Raw genomic sequence first — 26,554 nt, forward strand, 5'->3', positions numbered from 1 at the left:
TATTCACTTCTGCGATGGGAATTACCCCACCAGAGCAATCAGCTGCTGCCGCTGCGCATCGGTCAGCATCGACCCGAACCCGGCGCCGGCATTGTCGGCCATGTAACGCGGGTTGCCGGTGCCCGGGATGACACAAGTCACCGCCGTGTTCGAGAGCAAAAACTTCAGCGCCAGTTGCGGCCAGCTGTTGACCTGCACGTCCGATACCCAGCCAGGCAGGGGCTTGCCCTTGAGCCGGGCCAGCAGCCCGCCGCCGCCAAACGGCCGGTTGCAGATCACTGCCACCCCGCGCTCGCGGCACAACGGCAGGATGCGTTTTTCCACGCCACGGTCATCGAGGGCGTAGTTGATCTGCAGGAAGTCGAGCGGCTCGGCCTTCAACACCGCTTCCACTTCCTCGTAGGCCGAGGGCGTATAATGGGTGATGCCGATGTAACGGATGCGGCCCTGTTCCTTCCATTCGCGCAGCGTCGGCAGATGAGTTTGCCAGTCCAGCAGGTTGTGGATCTGCATCAGGTCGATGCGATCGGTGCGCAGCAGGCGCAAGGAGTTCTCCATCTGCGCGATGCCCTCCTCGCGTCCCCGGGTCCACACCTTGGTTGCCAGAAACGCCGGTGAACGGGGTTCGTGAATCGACAACAGCTCGCCGGTGGTTTCTTCGGCGCGGCCATACATCGGTGAGCTGTCAATCAGCGTGCCGCCCTTTCTGAACAACTCGTCGAGCACCGCCGGTAATTGTTTATAGGCCGGTTCGCCGGGCGCGACGTCGAAGCCGCGATAAGTGCCCAGCCCTACCAGGGGCAGCAGCTCGGAGCTGGAAGGAATGGCGCGGGTCTGCATGGTCTGGCCTCCGGGGGCACTCGACGACGTGGCGGCAGCCAACGCCCGGTCAACAGTGAATAGCGCGGTGACCCCGGCTGCCAGTTTGAGCAGGCGGCGACGGGAACAACCCTGAGTGTGGCTCATGCTCGCACCTCTGTTGCGCGGATCTGTTGCACCTTGTGTGCGGCGGCGGTCACCGGGGAAGGCTCAACTACACTGCATGGGCGACCCCTCACGTCCCGTTAAAGTTAGTCGAATGTCCAGAATCCTGATGTCACTCGTCGCTTTGCTGCTGGCCCTGTACCTGATCCTGTGTGCAGCACTGTTCGTGTTCCAGCGCTCGCTGATCTATTTTCCGCCGTCAGGTTCAATGGATTCGGCGGAATCGCGGATGACCCTGACAATGCCCGACGCGAACATTCGCGTCAGTGTCCGCGAGCATTCCGGAGCACGGGCGTTGATCTATTTCGGTGGCAATGCCGAGGACGTCTCGCGCAATCTGCCGGCGTTTTCCGAGGCGTTTCCCGACCACGCGATCTACCTGCTGCACTATCGCGGTTTTGGTGGCAGTGACGGTTCGCCGTCCGAAGAAGCGATTGCCCGGGATGCTGTGGGGCTTTTCGATCAGGTGTTTGCCAGGCATCCGCAGATTGCGCTGATCGGGCGCAGCCTCGGTTCCGGCGTCGCGGTGCGGCTGGCCAGTCAGCGGCCGGTAACGCGGCTGATTCTGGTCACGCCCTTCAACAGCCTCCAGGAACTCGCCGTCCGGCATTACCCGTGGGTGCCGGTGAAATGGCTGCTCAAGGAGCGTTACGAATCGGGCAAGTACGCCGAACATATCCGTGCGCCGACCCTGCTGCTGGCGGCGAGCGATGATGAGGTGGTGCCACGGGCCAGTAGCGAACGCCTGCTGCGCAATTTCCCGGATGGTGTGGCGACCCTGAAAGTGGTGACGGAGGCGACGCACAATTCAATTTCCGAGCGCCCGCAATACCTGCAATGGATGAAGGATGTGCTGAACCGTTGAGTGCCCCTTGCGCAGTTCGTCGGCGTCCCGACAAAGCCCTGGGCGTCCCGTGAACCAAGTGCAGAAAGGCCAGTCCTACGCGCGCCGCATTCGCGGTTAACTCCCTGTCAGCGCTGTATTTTTCAGAGTCTTGCGTCCCATGCGCCACGCCGCTCGTTCGTCTCGCTTCGTATCGCTGTGCCTGTTGCTCCTCTCCCCTCTGCTAGCCCCCACCGCCCATGCCGGCGCGGAACGACAACTGGCGGCCGCCATCAATGACCTGCGCGCCCATCCGCAACGCTGTGACCGGCGTGCGGCACAACGCTTGGCGCCGCTGGCGCTCAAGCAGAACATTGCGTTGCCCATCGGCTATGGCTACGGCGGCGGGTTGCGCGAGCAGTTGAAGTCTTCCGGTTATGCGGCAGTGGCCGTGCGCAGCATCCGCATTGTCGGGGCCGAGGATGCCGAAGAGGCGTTCGATCAGTTGCAGGACGAACATTGCAGCGCGCTGCTGGATGCGCAGTATGCCGACATCGGCATCAGCCACGCCCGCAGCGAATGGCAAGTGGTGCTGGCCCGTCCGCTGATCGACAGTCGCATGGGTGACAACCGCAGCGTCGGCAAGGCCCTGCTGGCGCAAGTCAACGCTGCCCGCGCCCGGCCGCGCCTGTGCGGACGCCAGCGTTTCGCCGCTGCCCGGCCTCTGAGCTGGAACCCGTCCCTCGGCGCCGCGGCTCAGGGCCACAGCAAGGCCATGGCCTACGGCAACTACTTCGCTCACCAGGACCCGGACGGCGACATGCCGGCGGATCGTGCCCGATCCGCCGGTTACCGTGGGCGGCAGATCGGCGAGAACATCGCCGCCGGGCAAAGCTCACCGGGCAGTGCGATGGCCGGCTGGCTCGCCAGCCCCGGACACTGCGCCAACCTGATGAACCCGATGTTCACCCAGGTCGGCGCCGGTTTTGCCAGTGATGCCCGCAGTGACAACGGTGTGTACTGGACGATGTTGTTCGGCGCGCCTTGACACCTCACTTCGGTCGACGCATCGCCCGCTCGCCGCCATCGGCACCCACCCTGATCGTGCGCAGAGTCCATGACTTGGGCGCCACGATGGGTACCCCAGTGAAGGGATACCCCGGTTTAGTCCGGATCCTGTGCCGACACCCGTCCGGGCCTGCGGAAACCGACTGGCGAGGGACGGCTCAGACCGGTGAAATCGTGGCCAGGACGCCGATCATGATGGTCAACACGAGAAAGCCGCCGAGGAAAAACGCCATCTTAGCCATGAAGGCCTCCTGAATACTGAATGTCCGGCGCACCGGGCGCTTCGGAATGAAGCGCGTGCCATGTGGCCGAACCGCAGGGCTATTCTGGGCGCTTGGCTGAGACGGTTACAGATGCAGATTCAACAGGAAAAAGCGGATCAGATGGATCTGGCGCACTCATGTGTCGACATTCAGATCGATACAGAGGGTTTCCATTGCGCCGCTTTGATCTAGAGTCATGGGCGCCACGCAAAGAACAACAAAAATACAGGAGTGAAACCATGTCCGAGCTGAACCTGCACCCCAACGCCGCCGAATCCCTGAACCGCTGGCATGACATGATCCGTACCGGCAACCTGAAAGCCCTGCCCGACCTGCTCGATCCACAAGCCGTGTTTCGCTCGCCGATGGCCCACACGCCTTACCCCGGCGCACCGGTGGTCTCGATGATCCTCAACACTGTGTTCAACGTATTCGAAGACTTCAAATACCACCGTGAACTGGCGACGGCGGATGGCTTGAACGTGGTGCTGGAGTTCAGCGCAAAGGTTGGGTCGAAGGAGCTCAAGGGTATCGACATGATCCGCTTCGATGAACGGGGGAAGATCGTCGAGTTCGAAGTGATGGTGCGGCCGTTGAGCGGGTTGCAGGCGCTGGGGGAGGAAATGGGCCGGCGCCTGGGGGCTTATCTGGCAAACGCCAAAGCCTGAAGTCCGGGCACAAAAAAGCCCACTGACCGTCACCGGTTCAGTGGGCTTTGTGTGTCAGGCGTCTAATTACAGAGCCATGTCACGTGCAGCACTTTCTTTCGGAGCCTGTGGCTTTTCAGCCGAAGCAGGTGCCGCTGCAGGTGCAGCCTGGCCAATCGCCGGAGGCGTTGGCAGTTGCAGGATCTTGGCGGTGTAAGCCCACTCTTCGGCCACTTTGGCCGGATCGTTGTTCAGCTGGGTGCCGTAGCTTGGAACGATCTGGTGCAGCTTGGCCTGCCACTCAGGGGTAGCGACCTTGTCCTTGAAGACTTTCTGCAGCACGCTCAGCATGATCGGTGCAGCGGTCGATGCGCCTGGCGATGCGCCCAGCAGACCGGCGATGGAGCCGTCTTTCGAAGCAACGATCTCGGTGCCCAGTTTCAGCACGCCGCCAGCGGCTTCATCACGCTTGATGATCTGCACGCGCTGGCCGGCTTGCCACAGGCGCCAGTCTTCGGCTTTCGCGTTCGGGAAGTATTCCTTCAGCGCGTTCAGACGGTCTTCATCCGACAGCATCAGTTGACCGGCCAGGTACTCGACCAGCGGGTATTCCTTGATGCCGACCCTGGTCATAGGCCAGATGTTGTGGGTGGTGGTGCTGGTCAGCAGGTCCAGGTACGAACCTTCCTTCAGGAACTTGGTGCTGAAGGTTGCGAACGGGCCAAACAGGATGACGCGCTTGCCGTCCAGGACGCGGGTGTCCAGGTGCGGAACGGACATCGGAGGTGCGCCAACCGAAGCCTTACCGTAGGCCTTGGCCAGGTGCTGCTCGGCGATGGCCGGGTTATCGGTCACCAGGAACGAGCCGCCTACCGGGAAGCCAGCGTATTCCTTGGCTTCTTCGATACCGGACTTCTGCAGCAGGTGCAGGGCACCGCCACCGGCGCCGATGAACACGAACTTGGCGTCGGTTTCAGTCTTGGTGCCGTCTTTCAGGTTCTTGTAGCTGACGCGCCAGGTGCCATCGGCGTTCTTGGTGATGTCCTGTACTTCGCTCGACAGTTTCAGATCGAAGTTAGGCTTGGTCTGCAGGTAACTGGCGAACTGGCGGGTGATTTCGCCGAAGTTCATGTCGGTGCCCAGCGGGCTCCAGGTGGCCGCGATTTTCTGGTTCGGGTCACGCCCTTCCATCATCAGCGGAACCCACTTCTTGATCACGGCCGGGTCTTCGGAGTACTGCATGCCGGCGAACAGCGGGCTCGCCTGCAGGGCTTCGTAGCGCTTTTTCAGGAACTTGATGTTGTCATCGCCCCACACGAAGCTCATGTGCGGAGTGGTGTTGATGAACGAGCGAGGGTTCTTCAGAACGCCTTGCTGAACCTGCCAGGCCCAGAACTGACGGGAGACCTGGAACGCTTCGTTGATCTCGACGGCTTTCGGGATCGTTACGTTGCCTTTATCGTCTTCCGGGGTGTAGTTCAGCTCGGCCAGCGCCGAGTGACCGGTACCGGCGTTGTTCCAGCCGTTGGAGCTTTCCAGGGCGACGCCGTCGAGGCGCTCGACCATTTCCATCGACCAGCTTGGCTCCAGCTCATTGATCCACACACCGAGGGTGGTGCTCATGATGCCGCCGCCGATCAGCAGGACGTCGACTTTCTTTGCTTCGTCAGCATTGGCGGATGTCATCCCCATCGCCAAAGCCAGACCCAGCAGGGCTGTGTTCACTTTTTTAAACATCCGTTGCACCTATGATAAAACGCCTTCCGCCCGCCGCTGTTGTACGTATGCGTTCCCCCTCTTTTCGCGACACTCAGGCCAGCGTCGCAGGTTCCGGCACACTTCAATTTTGACGGGTGGGCACACAAGGCCGACAGGCTGCGTCGACCTCAGTTATATGTCCCTTCTGAACTGACTTCTTATCATTATTGGCTTCAGCTACTTGAGCGACAGGGGTTCGGTCGGCCCGCCGAAAAGCGCGCCAGACTGAATTAGGTCAAACCAAGTGGCGCGAAGAATATCACGTCAGGGCAAACCCGCGCGTCTGTTCCCGACTTGATGGTCTTTATCCGCCTGATGACTTATCGGCTGATGGCCACCGAACATGACCCCGACAATGCCTCTGGCTGAAGCCATTCAGCCATTTGACCGTCCGTTCCCCACCCGCCTGCGGCCTTGCACTGGTTACAAATGAGGTTGACGGCGCCCGGGTCACAACCGGAATCGATCCACCGACTGCGCCAGCCGCCCCGCCAGAGTCGACAACTCGTCCGTCGTATTCGCTGTCTCGCCGATCACCTTGCTGTTGCCTTCCGACATGCCGGCGATCATCTCCACCTGATGGGCGATTTCGTTGCTGGCCTGGCTCTGTTCGCCGATGGTGCGGGTGATGTCGTTGACCAGTTGCGTGGTGTTGAGGGTGGCGTCGAGGATTTCGCGGATGGCCCGTTCGACGTCGGCGGTGACGGCCATCCCCTTGTCGACTTGAGCCACACCCGCCTCCATGCTGCTGACCGCCTCACGGGTGCTGTTCTGGATGCGGGCGACCATCGCAGCGATTTCCTGGGTCGAGGCGCTGGTGCGGGCAGCCAGGCTGCGCACTTCATCGGCGACCACAGCAAAACCTCTGCCCTGCTCACCCGCCCGGGCCGCTTCAATGGCCGCATTGAGCGCCAGCAGGTTGGTCTGGTCGGCGATGCTCTTGATCACCTGAATGATGTTGAAGATGCCTTCGGACTCATGATCCAGGGTGCGGATCACCTGCGCCGACTGCTGGGCGGAGCGGGCGATGTCGTCCATGTCGCTGACCACTTGATGGATCACCTGCCCGCCGTTCTTGGCCAGTGATTCGGCCTGACTGGCCATGCTCAGGGCCCGTTCGGCGTGGCGGGTGATTTCTTCGATGCTGGCGGTCATCTGGCTCGCGGCAGCGGCCATGGTGCCGGCGGCGGTGCTTTGTTGCTGGCTGCTGTCCGCCACCCGATGGCAGCCGTGGCTCAGTTGCTCGCTCATGCCACTGACGCCGTGGGCATTGCGTCGCACCACGTCGATCATTTCTCGCAGATCCCGCTGCATGGTGGCCAGCGTGCGGATCAGCGCGCTGGCTTCGTCCTTGCCGGACGGCTCGGCGATCGGCTCGCTGAGGTTGCCATGAGCAATGCTCTCGGCGATGCGGCTGGCGGTTTTCAGCGGACCGGTGATGCTGAGGATCACCCAGCGTCCCTGAACCAGCAGCAGCAACAGGCTGGCGATCAGCACAATGCCGAGGGCGATGTTGGCGTTGCGGATCGCCGCCTCGGTGCCCTGGCTGGTCTGCCGGGTACTGGTTTCGATCAGTTCGCTCAAGGACGCCATCTGTTCTTCAAGCTGGCTGAACGCGGCGCTGAACGTACCGAGTTCGTGCTGCGCCGTGTCGGGGTTGTCCAGCGCCAGCCCGACAATCCGCTCGCCCGCGTTGATGTAAGTGTCGAGGCTTGGCTTGATCTGCTCCAGCGCAGCCCGGATCGTGGCGTCCAGGGGCAGTTTGAGGTTCTCGCCGAGGACATCGCGAAAATGCGCGGCATGCTCCTCTACGGAACGGCGCACCTCGTCCGCCGTGCCGTTACTCTTGCCCAGCCCCACCAGCATGGCCGAATAGACGTCGGCGCGCAGGGCGTCATGCATCATGTCGGCTTCCATGTGATTGCGCAGCGCACTCATGCTGACGGCGTTGTCACTGACTGCCGACGCCATCCGCTGGTTGCCGACATAACTGACCAGGCTCACGATCAGCGCTGTCAGCAGGCTGGTCGCAATCAGCAGCACCAAACGCAGTTTGATCGACACGGTGGATCCTCCCGGAGCGCCCTGAAATGAGCCTTTCAGCGTTTCAGTTAAGCTCATTTCCACCCGGCTGCCGCGCCAGAGCGTCGCAATGTGTGTCAGCACCCGCCCCGCGCCCTCGAAGACTGTGCACCAGGTCTCACTTTGTGCGGCGACCACCCGCCATCTTGCACGGAACTACCGGTCACGCCGCACCTCTCACATTATGTGGTACTTCCTTTTCGCTTTACGCTGCTGGAGGAACACCGTCATGCGTCGTTTATTACTTGTTTCGTCTCTCATGCTCTGCCTGCCTTTTGGCTCAGCCTTCGCCCGTGTGGATGCAGGGGATGTCGCCACCTCGGCCGGTGTTTCCGCGTCGCTGTATTCCACCTTCAAGGATCACAAAATGGTGATTCCGGCCCGTGACGACCTGTCCGCATTCGTCGCCAGCGGCGGTGCCATCCGTGGCGCGTATCTGGAATCGGCGCTGCAACAGGTTCGTCAGGAAAACCCGGGCTTGAACGCCAGCGATGAAGAGCTGGCCAATGCGATCCTGGTCCACTACGAAGGTCTGTCGCAGTAACAGCCACGCGCTCGACGACGGTGGCTGACGGATTTGCCACCTCTGCGTTCTGCCGATGGACGGCAGCCGGGCGACCATGGGCAAAACCGTCGAACGGCCTCTATGATGGAGGCCATGACGATTGCCGCCCCGATCCGCTCCCCCTGCCCGCCCGGCGCCTGCATTTGCGGGCGCGATCCGTTGCTGGAAATGCCCGGCGCGGATCTGCGCATACTTTTGCTCACGCGGCAGGAAGAAAAGCGCCTGCTCGAACGCCTGGAAAACCTGCAAAGCCTGGCTGACCTCGAACGCCTGCGACAGCGGATGTTCGAACAGTTGGGCATTCGCATGGACATCGCTCCGGGTTTCAACGAAGTGCGGACCATGCGCGGTATCGCCATCGAAATCGCTGAACTGCCGGGCCTGTGTCGCAAGACTCGCCAAGCGATCCCGGCCGCCATTCGCCGGGGGCTGGAAAGACACCCGGAAATCGCCTTCGAACTGCTCAACGCCCACGACTTGCTGCGCGACGCCTGATCACTTTTTCAGGCCGACCCGTTTGCGCATCTCGGCGGTAATGCTCTGTCGGGTTTTCTTCATGTTCGCCCAGGGCTCATCGCCGACGTCCGCCAGGCGCTCATGAACGTTGTGCACATTCCACCGGTCAGCGCCTTTGATCTCGCCGACTTCCTCACGGAACAGCGGCACCGATACCGGCAGCCCTTCCCGGGTGCGGGCGGCGTAGGCACAAATGGTCGTGGCGCCCAGGCCGTTGCGCAGGTAATCGATGAAAATCCGCCCCACACGGTTCTTCGGCCCCGACACCGCTGAAAACCGCTCCGGCAACAGCCGAGCCATATGATTGACGATGGCATGGCTGAAATCCTTCACCTCGTCCCAGCCATGCTTGCGCGTCAGCGGCACCACCAGGTGAATACCCTTGCCTCCACTGGTCTTCAGGAAAGCCTTGAGGCCCAGTTCATCCAGCACGGTCAGAGTCAGGGCGGTGGCTTCAACCATGCTTTTCCACGGCAGTGCCGGATCCGGGTCCAGATCGAGAACAAAGCGGTCAGGCTTTTCCAGATCCACCGTGGTGGCGTTCCAGGTGTGCAGTTCGACGGTGCTCATCTGCACCGCACCGATCAGCGCTTCGACGTTGTTGATCAGCATCACCGGTTGTCCGGTGACGTGCTTGTCCAGCAAGCGGATGCCGGGAATCGCCAGGTTTTCGGCGTTTTTCTGGAAGAACAGTTCGCCGGCAATGCCTTCCGGTGCCCGCACCAGCGCCACGGGCCGATCCTTGAGTTGAGGCAGGATCCACTCGGCGACGCTGGCATAGTACTCGGCCAGTTGCATCTTGGTGGTGCCGCTGCTGGCGTCGATCACGCGGTCCGGGTGAGTGATTCTGACCTTGCCGCTGACCATCCCTGTCTGAGAGGGTGCCTTGGCGGCAGGTGCCGGCTTTTTCACAGGGGGTTTCGCGGCTGAAGTTTTCATCGGTTTCGCTCGCTCCTGCGTAATCTCCAGCGCCGGTTTGTCATCGCGCAGACCATGGAACACGGCATGGCGAACCGAACCCTCCCGGGTCATTTCGGCAAACGCCACCTCCGCCAGCAGGTGCGGCTTGAGCCAGTGCACCCCCTTGGCCTCGAATCCACTGGGCGGGTTGGTCAGCGCAGTCTTTTTCGTGCGCAACGGCTTGAGCCGGGCAAGCACGGTTTTCAAGGTGGCCTCGTTAAAGCCAGTGCCGACCTTGCCGGCATAACGTAACTCGCCGCTGTCGCGATCATGCAGACCGAGTAGCAGTGCACCAAAGGCACTGCGCGATCCCTTCGGATCGGTGTAGCCGACAATCACGAATTCCTGGCGATGTTTACACTTGAGCTTGATCCAGTCGCTGCTGCGCCGCGACACGTAGGGCGAGCCGCGACGTTTGCCGATCAAGCCTTCCATCTGCATCTGGCAGGCGCTGTTGAGCAACGCCTGCGGCGTTTCGTCGAACGCTTCGGAAAAACGCAGCAACGGATGTTCGTGAGCCTTCAATACCGTGGCCAGCGCTGCCCGCCGTTCTTCCAGCGGAACTTCGCGCAGGTCGACACCATTGAGGTAAGGCACATCGAACAGGTAATAAAGGATGTCGCTGCTGCGGCGGGTGTCGAAGGCGTTCTGCAGCGCTTGAAAATCCGGAATGCCGTTTTCGTTGGCGACCACTACTTCACCGTCAAGCCACGCCGACTCCAGCCCCAGCGCCGCCAGTGCCTGAGCCTGCTCCGGCAGTTTGTGCGTCCAGTCATGGCCGTTACGGGTAAACAGCTGCACCGTTTGATGATCGATGCGCGCCATGACCCGGTAGCCGTCGAATTTGATTTCGTAACTCCAGTCCCCTGCCGGAGCGCTGTCCACCAGCGTGGCCAGCTGCGGTTTCAACCGGGCGGGGATTCGCGCCTTGTGCGCGCCGACAAGCTTGGCCGAGTCAGGTTTGCGCGCTGGCTGTTTCAGCGGTTTGACTTGCCTGGCGTCGAGCCTCGGTTTATCGACAAGGGTGCGCTCGCTGAGCACGCTATCCGGCTCGGCGACCAGCACGTCGTAATCGCTTTGCGGCCGGGCGGCGCTGTCCTGATGCTTGATCAGGAACCACTGCTCCTTTTTGCCCGGCATGTGGGTGCGCACCAGATTCCACACGCCGCCAAGCTTCTCGCCCTGCAGCTCGAACTTGAGTTTGCCCTTGGCATAGGCCTCCTGCGGATCCTCCAGCGGGATCCACACGCCACGATCCCAGACGATCACGTCCCCGGCACCGTAATGCCCCTGCGGGATGGTGCCTTCGAATGTCGCGTAATCCAGAGGGTGGTCCTCGACATGCACCGCCAGGCGCTTGACCTTGGGATCCAGTGACGGGCCTTTGGGCACTGCCCAGCTTTTGAGCGCACCGTCCAACTCCAGGCGAAAGTCGTAATGCAGGTGCGAAGCGTCGTGCTTCTGGATGCAGAACTGCAACGCGTGACCGGCGCCAGTCTTTTTGCCCCGACGCTTGACCGCTGCCGGTTCCGAGGTCGCCGAGAAGTCGCGCATGCGGTTGTAGTCGTCGAGGTTCCTGTTCATGGCGCACCTGCCTTGTTTCATCCAGTTCGGGTCACGGTCAGCGCCACCACGGCGATCCGCTCGGCCCGTTGATAGCCGACATTCAGCAACTCCTCGCCGAAGACATCGGGATCGAGTTCACGGTAAGTCCAGTCGAACCTCGTTGCATCCAGCCGCGGCACCACGGTGTCAATAAACGGATCACGGCCATCGACCATCGCCACACCGGTGTAGAGCAACAGCGAGCCTCCGGGCGTCAGGCGATTGAGCGCCTGCTCGACAATGCGCAACGACAACCCGGCTCCCAGCGTTCCCCCTCCGTGGCGGTAAGCGCGCCCCGCCGGATCCGCCATGTAGGGCGGATTGGCAACAATCAGGTCGAACTCGCCCTCCACGCCTTGCAACACGTCACTGGCCAGCACTTCGACGTTGGCCACTTCTGCCAGCGCTGCGTTGATCGTGGTCAGGCGCAACGCCGCGGGATTGATGTCGAGTGCCAGCACCTGTGCCTGGCGACGGGCGCGGGCGATCAGAATCGCACCGACACCGGCGCCGCAACCGATGTCCACGGCGCGCTGGATCGGGGCAAAGCTCTGTTGCAAATGGCTGTGAATCAATTGGGCGAAGCGGTAGGTATCCGGGCCGAAGAACACCGAATCGGCCGCCTCGGTGGGAAACCCCGAATGTACGAACAGCAAATCGTCCAGACTCGACCAGCGCACCCGACTCTTCAGACGCCCATCGCAGGCCTCCAGGATTAGCGCCTCCTGCCATTGCCGCTCCTCATCGGCCGAAAGCAATCCGGGTTCGAAGGAACGCGACCAGCCGAAAACATCGCGCAGACAGTCGACCGCCTGCCCTTCGTCGCGCTGATTGACCCGCTGATGGGTCAGCGGCGTCGGTGTGACGAATCGATAGCCGTCCGCCTGCAAGCGCCGGCCCAGTTGCAACAGCGCAAGATCGTCGGCGGACAGCAACGCTTCCTGATTCATGGGCGACTCCCTCAGTCCAGGCCGGATTTGAGTTCGATGAAACGGCGGGTCGCGAGCAAACCGGCCGGATGAGCATGACGGGCCGGCGCCAGCCAAGGGATCAGCGCCGCCATCTGTCCGTGACCATCCAGCCCGTGCAGTGCCGCGTTCAATTGCCGGACATCGGGATCCTGCGCGGACACCGTGACTGCCGGTGCCGCTCGACTCCGACGTCGCGCCGGAACCGGTCCGGTCGCAGGCGCCCGGTCACCGGCAATCCAGTCATGCAGCAGCTGTTTTTCGTAGTCATTGAACACGCCGAACATCGACGCGCCATCGCCCTCGATCAATTGCCAGAAGCGGCTGGCCTGAGGGTCTTGATGACGCTTTATCCAGCCTTTGTCTTGCAGCGCCTGGAGAAATCCTGACAGTTGCTCTGGCGCGGCCAGCCATTGATTGACGGTCTTGCCTTCGAACCGGCAATAGTCCGAATGCATGTCCTGGCCGAAGACGCGCTTGCGTTCGAGCATGGCCAGCAACTCACGCGTCAAGTCGAAACCCTCGATGATGGCGCGACTGCCCTGCCCCAAATCGTTGAGCCGGTAGCCCCGCGAAACCCGGCGCAGGAAATCGGCGCGATCAGCCTCCAGCGGCATCAGATCCAGTGCAGCCTGCACGGCTTTGTACGCATGGCCGGTGCTGGCGTTATCGATGGTCACATGCAGGGTGAAGTAATACGGATCGATGCCCAGCTCGCTCAACTCATAACTGCTGATCAACAGGTGCAAGGGCAGTTGTTCATAGCCAAGATTGTAACCAATGACTTCCGGCAGAAAGTCATCGCCGCAGGCACCCAGTGCGAGCTGCAACGCACCTTGCAGATAACGCTCGTCGGGCAAGGCATCTGCGTGTTCCAGACCATGCTCGGCCAGTAGTTTGCTGTAGATCACCACGTGGTTTTGCGCAGGGTTGCCTTCACCAAGCTCTTCCAGATAAGTGCAGACCAGGCCGCAGAAGCGTGGATCGCGCCAGTGCTGCAACAGACCGTAAAGCCAGGCACCGTCCACCCGTTTGGTCGGGGCTACCGCTTGCAGGAAATACAGCGCATGGGCCTTGCCACTGAAAAACTGCCGTGAACCACCGTCCTTGCGATGTTGCAGATAATCGGCGTATTGCCGGCCGACTTCGGCACAATGCTCGGCCACCCAGTCGTGCCATACCGAAGGATCCGGCGGCAACACCTCTGGCAATTGCGCAGCCTGCAGCAGTTGCTCTTCGAGAAACGGACGCGCCAGGGCACGGGGGGGGTCCCCCGAGAGCAATGCTTCATACAGGCTGCGCAAGCCTCCAGGGGGATGGATCGATTGCGCGTGGGCAGGTGTTGAAAGCAAACATGTCAGGACAGTCATGGCAGATTCCCGGTCAATTGGCAGGACGCTGGTTCACGCGCCTCTAAAGCAGCAGAGAGGCAGCGCGCTGCAAAAATTCAATCGACGTGAAATTTGCCCGGACGGACGGAGCCCCCGGCAACTTTATTTCCTGAACAGAAGTTGCCGAAGGCTGTGAGCGGTGGGTTTCAGGCCGTACCTTTGGCCTGCTGCTCCAGATGCACCTGCAACTCTGGATCGATCTGCAAGGCCGCCGCCAGCTCATCCAGGTAATTGCGTTCGGCATCCTGCTGGTCGTCCACCAGCATCACACTGGCGATATACATTTCGGCGGCCACGGCCGGATCGTTGTTCGCCGCCTGCGCGACTTCGCGGGCATCGAGGGGTTTGGCGACTTCGGCGTCCAGCCATTGCTGCAGGTCCGGGTCATCGGTGTGGCGGCCGATTTCGCTGCTGATCAGCTGTTTCTCCGACGCGTCGATCCGCCCGTCGGCCTTGGCCGCCGCGATCAATGCGCGCAATACCGCGTGGCTGTGCTCCTCGACCTGCGGGCCGGCCAGCAGGTCCGCCGTCTGCGGTGTCTGTTGCGGCGCGGCTGACGCCTGACTGCGTTGCCAGGCTTGATACGCCTGGAACGCCATCATGCCCAGCGAGGCCAGGGCCGCGTAGTTAGTGCCGCCGGAACGACGTTGCGTCCCACCGCCAAGTGCTCCACCCCCCAATCCTGTGCCCCCAAGCAAACCGCCCAACAGCCCGCCCAGTCCGCCGGCAGTCGCACCGCCGCCACCGAGCAGACCACCCAGCAAGCCGCCGAGTCCGCCCAGACCATCACCGGACCCAGCGCCGCTTTGTTGTTGTCCCGCCGAGGCCTGGCCTCGCAGCAATTGTTCGAGCAAATCACTGGTGTTCATGACGTCGTCCTCAGGCAAAGGCGTAACCGCGTCAGGCAACGATAGACCTGCGCACCGGTTGTGCCAGCACCGTTTGGCTGACACTGGGAGGGCGAATGATTTCTGCGTCGAAAAAATTCCGTTGCCAGCTAACATTCATGAATGGGTGAACCTTATCCCGGCCCGGCCGGTCGATAGCTGCAACCCCGACCCGGTTGGCCGCACGCTTGTTGCTCAAGACGTTTCCCGGCCTGCTTCACTTTCTGGAGACCGCCTCCGTGATATCGACCGTTCACATCGCCAGGCTCAAGGCCTGGGGCGCCCATGGTTTCACCGCGACCGGCGTGGTCACAGCCTTCCTCGCCACCCTCGCCCTGCTGGAAAACCAGCCAATCCACTGCCTGATGTGGCTGGGCGTGGCGCTGATCGTCGACGGCCTCGACGGGGCGCTGGCGCGCAAGGTCAACGTGCAATCGGTGCTGCCGAGTTTCGACGGCTCGATCCTCGATCTGGTGATCGATTACCTGACCTACGTGTTCATTCCGGCACTGTTCATCTATCGCTACATTCCCCTGCCCGACTACACCCTGCTGCTGACCGTGTCGCTGATTCTGGTGTCGTCGCTGTTCTGCTTCTGCAACGTCAACATGAAGAGCAAGGACAACTACTTCGTCGGTTTCCCCGCCGCGTGGAACGTGGTTGCGCTGTGCCTGTACATCATCGCCCCGGGGCCGTGGATCACCTTCCTGACCGTGATCGCTCTGGCGCTGCTGACCGTGACCCGAATGAAATTCCTCCATCCGTTCCGTGTGCGCCGGTTCATGCCGATCAATATTGCGGTAACGGCGATCTGGCTGCTGTGCAGCCTGTCGCTGGTGCTCAACCACCCGGTCATCAACCCGCTGGTGATGGGTTTGTGGTTGCTGGCGTCGGCTTATTTCCTCGGCATCTGCATCTGGCGCACGGCGCTGGAGTGGTTCGATGCTTCGCACCTGAAATAGAAGAATTTGTGGGAGCGAGCCTGCTCGCTCCCACACTTGTCTTGCATGACGCTTAGCGTTTGGTAATCACCACCTCCAGATACTCGCTCGGCACTACCATCGAATCCGGCCCCGCCCGGTTCAGCCCGTCGATCAGCTGCGTCAGATCCCCTTCCAGCGCCTGCCCGCTTTCCGGCGGCAATGCGGCGAATGCCTTGTGCACCGGCCCGTACCAGTGGCGGAAGATGTCGATGAAGTGTGCCGCCGAGCGATAACGGAAATTGAAGTGGCGACGAGTCACTTGCATCAGGAACTGGCGCTCATCGAAGTGCGAATGCAGCCAGGCTTCCGAACCCCAGTTCGACGGTGGTTGCGCGCCAGCCGGGGGTGGCAGGTAGCGACCGAGGGTCTTGAACATCTGGCCGACGAAGCCTTCCGGCGTCCAGTTGGCCAGGCCGATCCGCCCGCCACGGCGACAGACCCGCGCCAGTTCCTGCGCAGCCTTGGCCTGATCCGGGGCAAACATCACACCGAAAGTCGACAGCACCGCATCGAAACTGGAATCGGCGAACGGCAGCGCTTCGGCGTCAGCGACCTGGAAGGTCACGTCCAGATGCTCGGCCCGCGCCCGGTCCTGGCCGCGCTCCAGCAACGCCGCGACATAATCGGTGGACAGCACCCGACAGCCCCGGCGCGCCGCCGCCAGCGTGGCATTGCCATTGCCGGCGGCAACGTCCAGCACCTCTTCATCGCAGCGTAAATCGCAGGCTTCGGCGAGGGTTTCCCCGACGATCTGCAAGGTGGTGCCGATCACGGCATAGTCGCCACTGGCCCAGGCGACTTTCTGGCGTTCCTTCAGGGCAGTGAGATCAATGGGGGTGCTCATCGATGGGTGCTCCACGACAGGTTGAATCAGGCGTTACTCGGCGGTCGTCGGGTCAATGATGTTCATCACCCGGGACACACTGTTGGCGGGAAACCCGCCCAGCCTGGCATGCTCGCGCACCAGCTCTTCGTTGGGGGCGATGTACACGCAATACACCTTGTCGGCGGTGACATAACTCTGCAGCCACTGCACCTGCGGTCCGAGTTCACGCAACGCCTGGCAGGACGTTTGCGACACGGCTTTGAGTTCTTGCTCCGACAGCTTTCCGGCCCCTGGAATCTCGCGTTCAATCACGAATTTCGGCATGGCAACCTCGCTTTCTTTTTATCAGTGACAGGGCGGGTACAGCCCTGCTCTTCCACTATCGCCCCGAGGCCGTACGGCGTCCCCTCCAATCGTCTAAAGAGCCTTTAAAACCGGGCTTTCGCCGATGAATGGCGGGATTTTGTAAAGGCCCCGAAACACTCTCATGGGGGTTGCCAAGGTGTCGTCGGATCGGCTCTGATGCAGACCCGAACCGCGAACGGAATCCGACCATGTCCTTGCGCCTCGAATGGCTCGCCGACCACATGCAGCACAGCGACACTTACGCCGAGTGGATCCACCGCCAGTTTCACTACGAATATGCCCATCAACCGTTGGCCGAGTGGCAACGGGAGTTTGCCGAAGGGCAAACAAACGGCGACTGGCGCTGCCTGCTCGCACTGGACGGCGAACGTTTGCTCGGTGGCGCGGCACTGGCTCGTGCAGATCTTGCGCAACGACCGGATCTGGAGCCTTGGCTGGCCTGCGTGCTGGTCAGTCCCGAATCTCGCGGTCAGGGGCTGGCAGAAAAATTGATCGAAGGAATTGCCGAGCAAGCAAAGAAACAAGGCCTGCCGCGTTTCTACCTGCATACGCAAAACAAACAGGACTACTACGCCAAACGCGGCTGGACAGTGCTGGAGCGTTTTCAGGCCTGGGACAACGAACAATGGCTCATGGTGCGCGACCTGTGAGCCATTGACGTTCGCGGTTCAGGCTGCAGGTGCCTTGGCCTCTTTGAGCAGTTGCTGAATCATCTGCTCCTGAGCTTCATAGCGACCCTCGCCAAAGTGGGTGTAACGCACCTGCCCCTTGGCATCGATCAGGTAGTGCGCCGGCCAGTACTGGTTGTCGAAGTTGCGCCAGATCGCGTAGTTGTTGTCGATGGCCACCGGGTAGGTGATACCGAGTTTCTTCACCTGATCCTTGACGTTGTCGATGATTCGCTCGTAGCCGTATTCCGGGGTGTGCACACCGATCACCACCAGGCCGTCCTTGCCGTACTTCTTCTCCCACTCTTTCACGTACGGCAGCGTGTGCTGGCAATTGATGCAGTCGTAGGTCCAGAAGTCCACCAGCACCACTTTGCCGCGCAGGGATTCGGCGTTCAGCTCCGGGGAGTTCAGCCATTGCACTGCGCCGGCCAGTGACGGCATCGCGCCTTTGCCCTGCTCGTCCGACGTCGAATCCGCCCGCACTTTGCTGATGAAGTAATCGATCACTTTCGGCGCGTTTTCCAACACGTTTTTCTCGACGCTGGCGACGCCTTCGGACGACGTGCCGGCCAGCAGGGTTTTATCAGCGCCGGTGGAGATCACGGCGGCTGCCGCCAACACCGCAACGCCCGCCCCGCGACGCAACCAGCCAGTGAACGGAATCGACGGTTTCAACCGGTTGACCAAGCCGCGACCGGCAAAGATCAACGTTCCCAGCGACAGCGCACTGCCCGCGCCGTAGGCCAGCAGCAACAGGCTGGTCTGGGCATTGGCACCTTGCAACATGGCGCCAGTGAGGATCACGCCGAGGATTGGACCGGCACACGGTGCCCACAGCAGACCGGTGGCCACGCCGATCATGATCGAGCCCATGGGACCGGCCTTCTTGCGGGAGTCCGGATCCAGGCGATTACCCAGCAACACGAATGGCCGCGCCAGCCAGTCACCGATGCGTGCTGAAATCAGCGACAGCGCAAACAGCACCATCACGATCAGCGCGATGTGTCGGCCGGTGTTGTTGGCCTGGATCACCCATTCGCTGCTGACCACCGCCAGGCTCGAAATCGCCGCGAAGGTCAGGGCCATGCCGCCGAGTGTCAGCAGGATCGAGGAACGGCTGCGGTCGACTCCGGCAAACAGGAACGGCACCACCGGCAGAATGCAGGGGCTGAGGACAGTCAACAGACCGCCCAGGAAAGCGATGAGGAACATAGGGTTCACCTTTTGAAATGTGGGCGGTCTGCCGATCAAACAGGTGCCTGCCGTTCACCGACAGGCACCCGGGTAGCTCAAGCGGTCTGGCTGTCCAGCCATTGGCTTTGCGGTGTGCGGCTGGCGCCGTTTTCCGCCACCATCTGTCCTTGCGGCGTGCGGCTGGAGCCGTCGGCCGCGACCATCTGCCCCTGCGGCGTGCGGCTGGCGCCGTCGGCGGCGATCAAGGCATCGCTGCCCTGTTTGGCCACCGGGCTCAGTTGAAAGCAGGTGCTGCCGGCGCAGCTATTCTGTTCGACGGCGCTGTTGGCATGCGCCGCGACACCGGCAAACGAGAAGGCAATGGCGGTCAAGAAACGCGATACGTTGTTCATGGCAATCTTCCTTTAAATGGGTGGCGGATCAGTTCTGGTTGTCGCAGCCGTCAGCGAACTTGCTGTAGTCGAGAACGCGGGTCTGACCGGCCGAATCGAGGTAGGTCATGCGGGCGTCGACGATGCCGCAGGTCATCGATTGGTCTTCTTTCATCGAGAGCACTTTCTGGATGTCCAGATGGGTGCCGTAGGTGTAGGTTTGCGGGGCAACCGCTTCGGCGCGGGCCGACAGGGTGCAGATGTTCAGGGCGGCAAACAGGCAGGCGGCGATTACGGATTTGTTGGTCATGGCGATTTCCTCAAGGCTTCAATGGGTAGGTCGTTGATTGAGCCGAGGCGTTGCGGTGTGCCTCGATGGAGCTCATTTAAAGCTCGCGAGGTATCCCGTCTGTGTCGGAAAACAGCCGGTATAAATCGCTACGTATCTCGCCCGCAGGGGGATACACAGCGATACAAAACCCTGAAAAAATCGCGATTTTGCGTCCACATGTATCCATCGTTGCGCCGGATACACTGCAATACAAAGGCAGGCAGGCGAGCCCGCGCGGGCTCTATAGACTGCGAGACATTCCCCCACTTGATAGAGGTTTGGCTCCATGGATCATGTCGATCACATTCTCATCGTCGATGACGACCGCGAGATTCGCGAACTGGTTGGCAACTACCTGAAAAAGAACGGCCTGCGCACCACGGTGGTCGCTGATGGCCGGCAGATGCGCAGTTTTCTGGAAGCCAACACTGTCGACCTGATCGTGCTCGACATCATGATGCCGGGGGATGACGGCCTGCTACTGTGCCGCGAACTGCGCGCCGGCAAACACAAGGCCACGCCAGTCTTGATGCTGACGGCCCGCAACGACGAAACCGACCGCATCATCGGCCTGGAAATGGGTGCCGACGATTACCTGACCAAACCCTTCGCCGCACGCGAGCTGCTGGCGCGAATCAATGCCGTGCTGCGCCGCACGCGGATGCTGCCACCCAATCTGGTGGTCACAGAAAGCGGTCGCTTGTTGGCCTTCGGGCGCTGGCAACTCGACACTTCGGCCCGCCATCTGCTCGACACCGACGGCACCATGGTCGCCCTCAGCGGCGCGGAATACCGTTTGCTGCGGGTGTTCCTCGACCATCCGCAACGAGTGTTGAGCCGCGATCAACTGCTCAACCTGACCCAGGGCCGCGACGCCGATCTGTTCGATCGTTCCATCGATCTGTTGGTCAGCCGTTTGCGCCAGCGCCTGCTGGACGACGCCCGGGAACCTGCCTACATCAAGACCGTGCGCAGTGAAGGTTATGTGTTCTCGCTACCGGTCGAAATCCTCGGAGCGCCCGCATGACGTTCGCCCTGCACTGGCCGCGCACGCTGGCCTCACGGTTGTCGCTGATTTTCCTGATCGGCTTGCTGCTGGCGCAGGCGCTGTCGTTCGGCGCGCAGTATTACGAGCGCTACGAAAGTGCGAAAAACACCATGCTCGGCAACCTGGAAACCGACGTTTCGACCTCGATTGCGATCCTCGATCGCTTGCCGGCCGAAGAGCGTCCGATATGGCTCGAACGCCTGGCCCGGAACAACTACGGTTACCTGCTCAGCGAGGGCGAACCGGGTACACCGATCGGCGCCGGCGAAGTGCCGATCGCGGTCACCTCGATTACCGACGCCATTGGCGAGAAGTACCCGCTGACCTTTACCGACATTCCGGGGCCGAAAAAGCACTTTCAGGGCCACCTGCGCCTGAGCGACGGCAGCCCGGTGACCATCGACGTGCGCCCGTCGATGGTGCCGCTGTCGCCGTGGCTGCCGGTGGTGCTGCTGGGGCAACTGGCGCTGATGATTGCCTGCACCTGGCTGGCGGTACGCATCGCCATCCGTCCCCTGACCCGTCTGGCCAACGCGGTGGAAACCCTTGACCCCAATGCTCACCCGATCAATCTGGACGAAAAGGGTCCGAGCGAAGTGGTCTACGCCGCCCGTGCGTTCAACACCATGCAGGCGCGGATCGCCGCGTACCTTAAAGAACGCATGCAATTGCTGGCAGCGATTTCCCATGACCTGCAAACCCCGATCACCCGGATGAAACTGCGCGCGGAGTTCATGGACGATTCGACGGAAAAGGACAAGCTGTGGAACGACCTCGGCGAGATGGAGCATCTGGTGCGTGAAGGCGTGGCCTACGCGCGCAGCATCCACGGCGCGACCGAGGAAAGCCGCCGCACCAACCTCGATTCGTTCCTCGACAGCCTGGTGTTCGATTATCAGGACATGGGCAAGGAGGTGCAGTTGAGCGGCAAGAGCGAAGCGGTCATCGACACCCGACCTCATGCCTTGCGCCGGGTGTTGGTCAACCTGACCGACAACGCGCTGAAATTTGCCGGTGCTGCCGAACTATTGGTCGAACGCCAAAGCAACGGCCTCTCGATCAAAGTCATGGATCGCGGACCGGGCATCGCCGAAGAGGAACTGGCGCAGGTGATGGAACCGTTCTACCGCGTGGAAAACTCGCGCAACCGCAGCACTGGCGGTACCGGACTGGGCCTGGCGATTGCCCAGCAACTGGCGATGGCGCTGGGGGGTTCGCTGAATCTGAGCAACCGTGACGGTGGCGGGTTGTGTGCTGAACTGAAGCTGCCCATGCATTCCTGAGTCAAACATAATTCCCTGTGGGAGCGGGCTTTCCCGCTCCCACAGGATTTGCGGTGTTTGCGAAATCAGGTAATGCCTAACACACCGTCCTCATGCATCTGCTGCAACAACGCCAGACCACTGTCCATGAATGATGCTGTTACTGGCATCCCCGCTTCCATCGCCAACCCTTCCAGTTGTTCACGACCGTTCAGCGCAGGGAACTCGCCAATTCGCTGCAACAACCGCCACGCCAACGGGCTCAGCTCGGAAAACTTCACACTGAAATCCATTGTGCGCCGCACCAGCAACAACGTTGGCTGGGCCGGTGGCGCAGACGGCTGATGATCCGGCCCGAGCATCTGTACCGGCCATGTGTACGCCAATGGCCACGCCAGCGCCGAAACCTGCAGTGGCCGCTCCAGCAGCAGCGCGGGATCACTTGCCGGCAGCGGCTGGGCATCGGACTGCTGCAACACCATTTCCACCCATTCGTAATGCGCCAGCTCCACCAGAAATGCCGGCCACTCGCCCATGCTCAAAGCTGCGGGTTCCGAGGCGAGGTAATCGACAAACGCCTCGGCGATCTCACCGAATTTCGGCGTCTGAGCCCGGTAGTCCCGCAGGAAGCCGCGAATCAATGTGCGCCAGCGCTCCTGACCGATGATCCGGATCAGCACCGGAAACGTCCCGCCCAACAGTTGCGAGACATTGTTGAACACCAGATCGCGATAGACGTTGACCCGGGCCGCATTCATGTCGGCCGGGGGCGTCTCGTTCTCGGGATCGCGCAAGTAGCGAGTCAGCGCCAGTTGTTGCTGCTCAAGGTTATCCACGTTGGCCTCCCTGATTCTGCAAGCGGCGAATGGTCTGCAACTCGGCCACCAGTTCCGAGAAGGCCGGAAAATTGAAGTCGCGCTCGAGCAAGGTCGGCTGTGCGCCAAAGCGTGCATAGGCATCTGCCAGCAGCGACCAGACCACCGGCTTCACCGAAGCGCCGTGGGTATCGATCTTCAGCGTGTCGGACTCGTCGAAATGCCCGGCCACGTGCATCCCGACCACCCGGCCCGACTCGATCCCGACCAGAAATGTCTGCGGGTCGAACCCGTGGTTGATCGAGTTGACGTAGACGTTGTTGACGTCCAGCAGCAGGTCGCAATCGGCCTCACGCAGCACGGCGTTAGTGAAGGTCACCTCGTCCATGTCCTGCCGGGGGGCGGCGTAATAGGAAACGTTTTCCACTGCCAGGCGCCGGCCGAGAATGTCCTGGGCCTGACGGATCCGCGCGGCAACGTGGTGCACCGCCTCTTCGGTGAATGGCAGCGGCAGCAGGTCATAGAGGTGACCGTCGTCGCTGCAATAGCTCAAGTGCTCGCTGTACAGCGGCACGTTGTAATGATCGAGAAACACCCGGACTTCCCGAAGGAAATCGACGTCCAGCGGCGCCGATCCACCGAGCGACAACGACAGGCCGTGGCAGGACAACGGATAACGCTCGGCCAGTTCACGCAGCGCGGCACCGTGGGCACCGCCGACGCCGATCCAGTTTTCCGGGGCGACTTCGAGAAAGTCGAAATCGCCGGTGCGCGCGGCTTGAAGATCCTTCATCAAGCCGCGACGCAGGCCGAGCCCGACGCTGGCCTGCGAGGTGAGGTGGGGAATCTGCATGGGCAAGATCTCTGCAAAAGAGCCGCCGGGCATGGCGACTGACAGACTCAGTTAAACCGGCGGGTGTATCGCGGCTGTGTGGGTAATGCGCGGGAAGTGGCGGGTTTTGTATCGGCGGCTGGTCTGTACACAATGGGATACAGAACCCGCTGACTTCTTTGTGAACGACGGGTTACGAATTCATTGACGTATGCGCCAGTTTTCGTTAGCTTTGCCCCCATCGAAGCGACTGACCAGATGAGATTGAGCGCTTCCCAGCAGCGAGAGCTGTAATCGCGCAAGGCGGTTCGTAAGTGGTGTCTGGATCTGCTTTACCGAATCGAAAAAGGCGCCTTTGGCGCCTTTTTTCGTTTCTGGTGTCAGCGCTTGGTGGAGGTCGGTTGACGAAGATAGACCTTACCGCACAGCAGCATAAATCCCATTTTCCCGAACAGCCTGGGCGGCTTTTCAGTCTGGTGGTAGGCGCTTTCCACGACCAGGTTGAGATCTTGTGGCTTCCCTTCTGCAGCGCGGCGTAACTCAAAAAAGACATGGTAGGGTCCGCTCGGGTTCTCAATCATGATGGAGTACGCCCAGTTTCGCATCGCCGCCGTTTCACTGACTTTCGCCTGGGGATGATTCAACCCCTTGATCACTGGCGGCAGTGACAGTGAAAGGCGGTAGCGGATTATGCAAAAGGTACGCTGTCGCTGGGCATGGTCGAGCAGGATTGGCTCCTCAGCCGGATGTAAGTCTTGATCGTATCCCTTGCTGAAACAATGATTCGAAAAAGTGACATGCACGCGTAAATCACGCTTCGCCAATTGACTCTGAATCTTGAATGTAAAGGGTTCGAGATGAGAAAGGTTGTACGTCAATCCGCCTATGCACAGCGGTGGAAAGTAGGCGGTCAATTCGCTCTCCGTGGCATCCAATGCATCATTTTATTTCTGCGCTTCGGCTCGCGTGCACCATCGGTGAGTAACCCGGCAAGACGACAGAGTTCATGGCTTTTAGCGGGGATGATTTCTCGGCGGATTTGATCAGCCTGTGCAAGCAAGTGGCTTCGGACTTCACAGATAAACAAAGACTTCAGCACTCAAAAGTCCTTGCCTCGACCGAGTCGATTCAGAATATGGGATCGCGTCACGTCGAAGTTGTAGGCAAAATCTGCGTGTTGCGTAAGGAAGTGCGCCTAGCGTGCTTTCGCCGGCACGAAGACCGACTAGACTCAATCAGTACCCAGTCGAGGGGGACGCAGGACAGCAGTGTCGCCCTGCCCGTTTCCACGACCACCGCCCGGTGGTGAATGCCTCGACCCCCATCACCACCGGACTGTGATCCTTGACAGGAGCACATGACATGGACGAGGCCAGACTCAACGAGTTCATGGGCAAACTGGTCAACGACATGGGCGGCGCGGCGATGCTGGCCAATGTCATCGTCGGCGAAGAACTTGGTTTGTATAAAGCCATGGCCGACAGCCAGCCGATATCCCCGGAAACCCTCGCCGAAAAAACCGCCTGCAACACTCGCCTGGTGCGCGAATGGCTCAGCGCCCACGCCGCCTCAGGCTACATGGAACACCTGGACGGCAAGTTCCGTCTGCCGGAAGAACAGGCCATGGCCCTGGCCAAGGAAGATTCGCCGGTCTATGTGGCCGGCGGGCTCGGCGTGGTGGCGTCGTTTTTCCACGACAAGGACAAGCTGGTCAAAGCCATGCGCGGCAATGGCGCCCTGCCTTGGGGCGATCACCATCCGTGCATGTTCACCGGCACAGAACGGTTCTTCCGCCCCGGCTACAAAGGGCACTTGATCGCCGAATGGCTGCCGGCGCTGGAGGGCGTGGTGGCCAAACTCGAAGACGGCGCCAAGGTCGCCGATGTCGGCTGCGGTCATGGCGCCTCCACGGTGATCATGGCCCAGGCCTATCCCAACTCGCGTTTCGTCGGTTTCGACTACCATGCGCCCTCGGTGAGCGTCGCCACCCAGCGGGCCGAAGAAGGCGGAGTGAGCAGCCGGGCGCGGTTTTTCCAGGGAACGGCGAAGAGCTTTCCCGGCGATGACTACGACCTGATCTGCTATTTCGACTGCCTGCACGACATGGGCGACCCGGTCGGTGCCGCACGGCATGCTTACGATTGCCTGAAAGACGACGGCACCGTGCTGTTGGTCGAACCCTTTGCCAACGACACACTGGACGACAACATCAACCCGGTCGGGCGCTTGTTCTATGCAGCCTCGACGTTCATTTGCACGCCGAACTCGCTGTCTCAGGAAGTGGGCCTGGGTCTTGGTGCGCAAGCCGGCGAGATGCGCTTGCGCAAAGTGTTCAGTGAAGCCGGATTCAAGCAGTTCCGGCGGGCGACGCAGACGCCGTTCAACCTGATCCTGGAGGCTCGCAAGTAAACGTCGGCAGCGGGCGCCTCTGAAAAGAGGCGCCCGGCAGTGCTAACCTGCAAGGCACTTACAGCCTGCGGAGCGCTGACCATGCTCGACCGCCCCTTCCACGAACACCTCGATTACCTGCAACAGGCCATGGCCGACGGCGATTTCATGGTGCTGACCGGCGCCGGTATCAGCACGCCGTCGGGCATCCCCGATTACCGCGACATCAACGGTGTGCGGCGGGGCCGGCAGCCGATGATGTATCAGGAATTTCTGTCGGCACCCGAGTCGCGCCGTCGCTACTGGGCCCGGGCGATGCTCGGTTGGCCACGCGTACGTCAGGCGCAACCGAATGCCGCGCACGAGGCGCTGGCCAGCCTGCAAAACCTTGGTCGGATCGGCGGATTGATCACCCAGAATGTCGATACCTTGCACGATCAGGCCGGCAGCCACGATGTCATCGAACTGCACGGCAGCCTGCATCGGGTGCTGTGCCTGGATTGCGGCCAGCGCAGCGAGCGGGATTCGATTCAGCAACTGATGGAAACGCAGAATCCATATCTGGCGGGTGTCGATGCTGTGCAGGCGCCGGACGGCGATACCCTGCTTGATCCGGCTTTCGAGGCACGTTTCCAGGTGCCGCATTGTCCGCATTGTGAAGGTGAGCGGATGAAGCCGGACGTGGTGTTTTTTGGTGAGAACGTCGCGCAACCGACGGCGGCGCGGGCCATGGCGGCGGCAGAGAACGCAGCCGGGATGCTGGTGGTTGGTTCGTCGTTGATGGCGTATTCGGCGTTTCGCCTGTGCCGGGTGATTGCGGATCGGGGCAAGCCGTTGATTGCGATCAATCTCGGCAAAACGCGGGCGGACGAGTTGCTGGATTTGAAGATTGAGGAGTCGTGCGAACAGCTGCTGCCGCTACTGGCAGAACGCCTGACTTAGCGGCCTCC

At 61.3% G+C, this 26,554-nt stretch carries 26 protein-coding genes; 11 read left to right on the plus strand and 15 right to left on the minus strand.

Annotation, left to right across the window (positions count from 1 at the left end; translation table 11 throughout):
* Positions 1 to 21 precede the first annotated feature (21 nt).
* Positions 22 to 966, minus strand: coding sequence for an aldo/keto reductase (locus J5M72_RS14930; RefSeq protein ID WP_207866130.1), 945 nt, complete (start codon positions 964 to 966; stop codon positions 22 to 24).
* Positions 967 to 1,078: 112 nt separating this feature from the next.
* On the opposite strand from J5M72_RS14930, the gene J5M72_RS14935 reads away from it, so the two are divergent.
* From J5M72_RS14935 to J5M72_RS14945, 3 genes are all read left to right on the plus strand, one after another.
* Positions 1,079 to 1,849 carry an alpha/beta fold hydrolase gene (locus tag J5M72_RS14935; RefSeq protein ID WP_207866132.1) on the plus strand — a complete coding sequence of 257 codons (771 nt, stop codon included), beginning with the start codon at positions 1,079 to 1,081 and terminating at the stop codon, positions 1,847 to 1,849.
* A 139-nt stretch (positions 1,850 to 1,988) separates the two neighbouring features.
* On the plus strand, positions 1,989 to 2,855 hold the full coding sequence (locus J5M72_RS14940; protein ID WP_207866135.1) for a CAP domain-containing protein: 867 nt from the start codon (positions 1,989 to 1,991) through the stop codon (positions 2,853 to 2,855).
* A gap of 522 nt (positions 2,856 to 3,377) precedes the next feature.
* Entirely contained in the window at positions 3,378 to 3,806 is a 429-nt protein-coding gene (locus J5M72_RS14945) for a nuclear transport factor 2 family protein (protein WP_207866137.1), read from the plus strand.
* A 66-nt stretch (positions 3,807 to 3,872) separates the two neighbouring features.
* Here J5M72_RS14945 and mqo read toward each other — a convergent pair whose 3' ends face one another.
* Both mqo and J5M72_RS14955 read right to left on the minus strand, forming a co-directional pair.
* The gene (gene mqo / locus J5M72_RS14950) at positions 3,873 to 5,522 is read right to left on the minus strand and encodes a malate dehydrogenase (quinone) (protein ID WP_169429828.1); all 1,650 of its coding nucleotides are present in this window, start codon (positions 5,520 to 5,522) and stop codon (positions 3,873 to 3,875) included.
* A gap of 471 nt (positions 5,523 to 5,993) precedes the next feature.
* Positions 5,994 to 7,607 (minus strand): methyl-accepting chemotaxis protein, encoded by a 1,614-nt coding sequence (locus J5M72_RS14955; RefSeq protein ID WP_207866139.1) that lies wholly within the window; start codon positions 7,605 to 7,607, stop codon positions 5,994 to 5,996.
* A 247-nt stretch (positions 7,608 to 7,854) separates the two neighbouring features.
* Here J5M72_RS14955 and J5M72_RS14960 point away from each other — a divergent pair, with 247 nt between their 5' ends.
* On the plus strand, positions 7,855 to 8,169 hold the full coding sequence (locus J5M72_RS14960; RefSeq protein ID WP_207866141.1) for a DUF2388 domain-containing protein: 315 nt from the start codon (positions 7,855 to 7,857) through the stop codon (positions 8,167 to 8,169).
* A 114-nt stretch (positions 8,170 to 8,283) separates the two neighbouring features.
* Positions 8,284 to 8,685 carry a hypothetical protein gene (locus J5M72_RS14965; protein ID WP_207866143.1) on the plus strand — a complete coding sequence of 134 codons (402 nt, stop codon included), beginning with the start codon at positions 8,284 to 8,286 and terminating at the stop codon, positions 8,683 to 8,685.
* Here the strand turns inward: J5M72_RS14965 and ligD are convergent, their stop codons facing one another.
* From ligD to J5M72_RS14985, 4 genes are all read right to left on the minus strand, one after another.
* Complete coding sequence (ligD, locus tag J5M72_RS14970; RefSeq protein ID WP_207866145.1) at positions 8,686 to 11,250, minus strand: DNA ligase D; 2,565 nt, start codon at positions 11,248 to 11,250, stop codon at positions 8,686 to 8,688.
* Between the two features lie 17 nt (positions 11,251 to 11,267).
* Positions 11,268 to 12,221: a class I SAM-dependent methyltransferase gene (locus tag J5M72_RS14975; RefSeq protein ID WP_207866147.1), complete on the minus strand. Its 954-nt coding sequence runs from the start codon at positions 12,219 to 12,221 to the stop codon at positions 11,268 to 11,270.
* 11 nt (positions 12,222 to 12,232) lie between these two features.
* Positions 12,233 to 13,609, minus strand: a complete 1,377-nt coding sequence (locus tag J5M72_RS14980) for an iron-containing redox enzyme family protein (protein WP_207866149.1) — start codon at positions 13,607 to 13,609, stop codon at positions 12,233 to 12,235.
* A gap of 167 nt (positions 13,610 to 13,776) precedes the next feature.
* The gene (locus J5M72_RS14985; protein WP_207866151.1) at positions 13,777 to 14,499 is read right to left on the minus strand and encodes a tellurite resistance TerB family protein; all 723 of its coding nucleotides are present in this window, start codon (positions 14,497 to 14,499) and stop codon (positions 13,777 to 13,779) included.
* 257 nt (positions 14,500 to 14,756) lie between these two features.
* Here J5M72_RS14985 and pcsA point away from each other — a divergent pair, with 257 nt between their 5' ends.
* Positions 14,757 to 15,479 carry a phosphatidylcholine synthase gene (pcsA, locus tag J5M72_RS14990; protein WP_169429820.1) on the plus strand — a complete coding sequence of 241 codons (723 nt, stop codon included), beginning with the start codon at positions 14,757 to 14,759 and terminating at the stop codon, positions 15,477 to 15,479.
* A 52-nt stretch (positions 15,480 to 15,531) separates the two neighbouring features.
* Here the strand turns inward: pcsA and J5M72_RS14995 are convergent, their stop codons facing one another.
* Complete coding sequence (locus tag J5M72_RS14995; RefSeq protein WP_207866153.1) at positions 15,532 to 16,344, minus strand: class I SAM-dependent methyltransferase; 813 nt, start codon at positions 16,342 to 16,344, stop codon at positions 15,532 to 15,534.
* Between the two features lie 33 nt (positions 16,345 to 16,377).
* A complete protein-coding gene (locus J5M72_RS15000) occupies positions 16,378 to 16,650 on the minus strand; it encodes a DUF4242 domain-containing protein (protein WP_169429818.1) in 273 nt (90 codons plus the stop codon).
* A 230-nt stretch (positions 16,651 to 16,880) separates the two neighbouring features.
* On the opposite strand from J5M72_RS15000, the gene J5M72_RS15005 reads away from it, so the two are divergent.
* Complete coding sequence (locus J5M72_RS15005; protein WP_207866155.1) at positions 16,881 to 17,342, plus strand: GNAT family N-acetyltransferase; 462 nt, start codon at positions 16,881 to 16,883, stop codon at positions 17,340 to 17,342.
* A gap of 18 nt (positions 17,343 to 17,360) precedes the next feature.
* Here the strand turns inward: J5M72_RS15005 and J5M72_RS15010 are convergent, their stop codons facing one another.
* The 3 genes from J5M72_RS15010 to J5M72_RS15020 all read right to left on the minus strand — a co-directional run bounded on the left by J5M72_RS15010 (position 17,361) and on the right by J5M72_RS15020 (position 19,238).
* Positions 17,361 to 18,575: a cytochrome c biogenesis protein DipZ gene (locus J5M72_RS15010; protein WP_207866157.1), complete on the minus strand. Its 1,215-nt coding sequence runs from the start codon at positions 18,573 to 18,575 to the stop codon at positions 17,361 to 17,363.
* 77 nt (positions 18,576 to 18,652) lie between these two features.
* Positions 18,653 to 18,949, minus strand: coding sequence for a hypothetical protein (locus J5M72_RS15015; RefSeq protein ID WP_169429815.1), 297 nt, complete (start codon positions 18,947 to 18,949; stop codon positions 18,653 to 18,655).
* Positions 18,950 to 18,977: 28 nt separating this feature from the next.
* Positions 18,978 to 19,238 carry a DUF2790 domain-containing protein gene (locus J5M72_RS15020; protein WP_169429814.1) on the minus strand — a complete coding sequence of 87 codons (261 nt, stop codon included), beginning with the start codon at positions 19,236 to 19,238 and terminating at the stop codon, positions 18,978 to 18,980.
* Positions 19,239 to 19,545: 307 nt separating this feature from the next.
* Here J5M72_RS15020 and J5M72_RS15025 point away from each other — a divergent pair, with 307 nt between their 5' ends.
* Together J5M72_RS15025 and J5M72_RS15030 are read left to right on the plus strand one after the other, a co-directional pair.
* Positions 19,546 to 20,286, plus strand: a complete 741-nt coding sequence (locus tag J5M72_RS15025; RefSeq protein ID WP_085708690.1) for a response regulator — start codon at positions 19,546 to 19,548, stop codon at positions 20,284 to 20,286.
* On the plus strand, positions 20,283 to 21,590 hold the full coding sequence (locus J5M72_RS15030; RefSeq protein WP_207866159.1) for a HAMP domain-containing sensor histidine kinase: 1,308 nt from the start codon (positions 20,283 to 20,285) through the stop codon (positions 21,588 to 21,590). Before J5M72_RS15025 ends, J5M72_RS15030 begins: the two co-directional genes overlap by 4 nt.
* 65 nt (positions 21,591 to 21,655) lie before the next feature.
* Here J5M72_RS15030 and J5M72_RS15035 read toward each other — a convergent pair whose 3' ends face one another.
* The 3 genes from J5M72_RS15035 to J5M72_RS15045 all read right to left on the minus strand — a co-directional run bounded on the left by J5M72_RS15035 (position 21,656) and on the right by J5M72_RS15045 (position 24,130).
* Entirely contained in the window at positions 21,656 to 22,405 is a 750-nt protein-coding gene (locus tag J5M72_RS15035; RefSeq protein WP_207866161.1) for a putative DNA-binding domain-containing protein, read from the minus strand.
* Positions 22,398 to 23,237, minus strand: a complete 840-nt coding sequence (locus J5M72_RS15040; protein ID WP_207866163.1) for a DUF692 domain-containing protein — start codon at positions 23,235 to 23,237, stop codon at positions 22,398 to 22,400. The genes J5M72_RS15035 and J5M72_RS15040 overlap by 8 nt, the downstream gene beginning before the upstream one ends.
* Positions 23,238 to 23,596: 359 nt before the next feature.
* Positions 23,597 to 24,130 carry a hypothetical protein gene (locus J5M72_RS15045; RefSeq protein WP_207866165.1) on the minus strand — a complete coding sequence of 178 codons (534 nt, stop codon included), beginning with the start codon at positions 24,128 to 24,130 and terminating at the stop codon, positions 23,597 to 23,599.
* A 448-nt stretch (positions 24,131 to 24,578) separates the two neighbouring features.
* Here J5M72_RS15045 and J5M72_RS15050 point away from each other — a divergent pair, with 448 nt between their 5' ends.
* Positions 24,579 to 25,625 (plus strand): class I SAM-dependent methyltransferase, encoded by a 1,047-nt coding sequence (locus J5M72_RS15050; protein ID WP_169429810.1) that lies wholly within the window; start codon positions 24,579 to 24,581, stop codon positions 25,623 to 25,625.
* An 81-nt stretch (positions 25,626 to 25,706) separates the two neighbouring features.
* Positions 25,707 to 26,546: an NAD-dependent protein deacetylase gene (locus J5M72_RS15055; RefSeq protein ID WP_169429809.1), complete on the plus strand. Its 840-nt coding sequence runs from the start codon at positions 25,707 to 25,709 to the stop codon at positions 26,544 to 26,546.
* Positions 26,547 to 26,554: the final 8 nt, after the last annotated feature.

The organism is Pseudomonas sp. 58(2021) (assembly GCF_017491585.1).
In the GTDB taxonomy this organism is placed as follows: Bacteria; Pseudomonadota; Gammaproteobacteria; order Pseudomonadales; family Pseudomonadaceae; genus Aquipseudomonas; species Aquipseudomonas fluorescens_BT.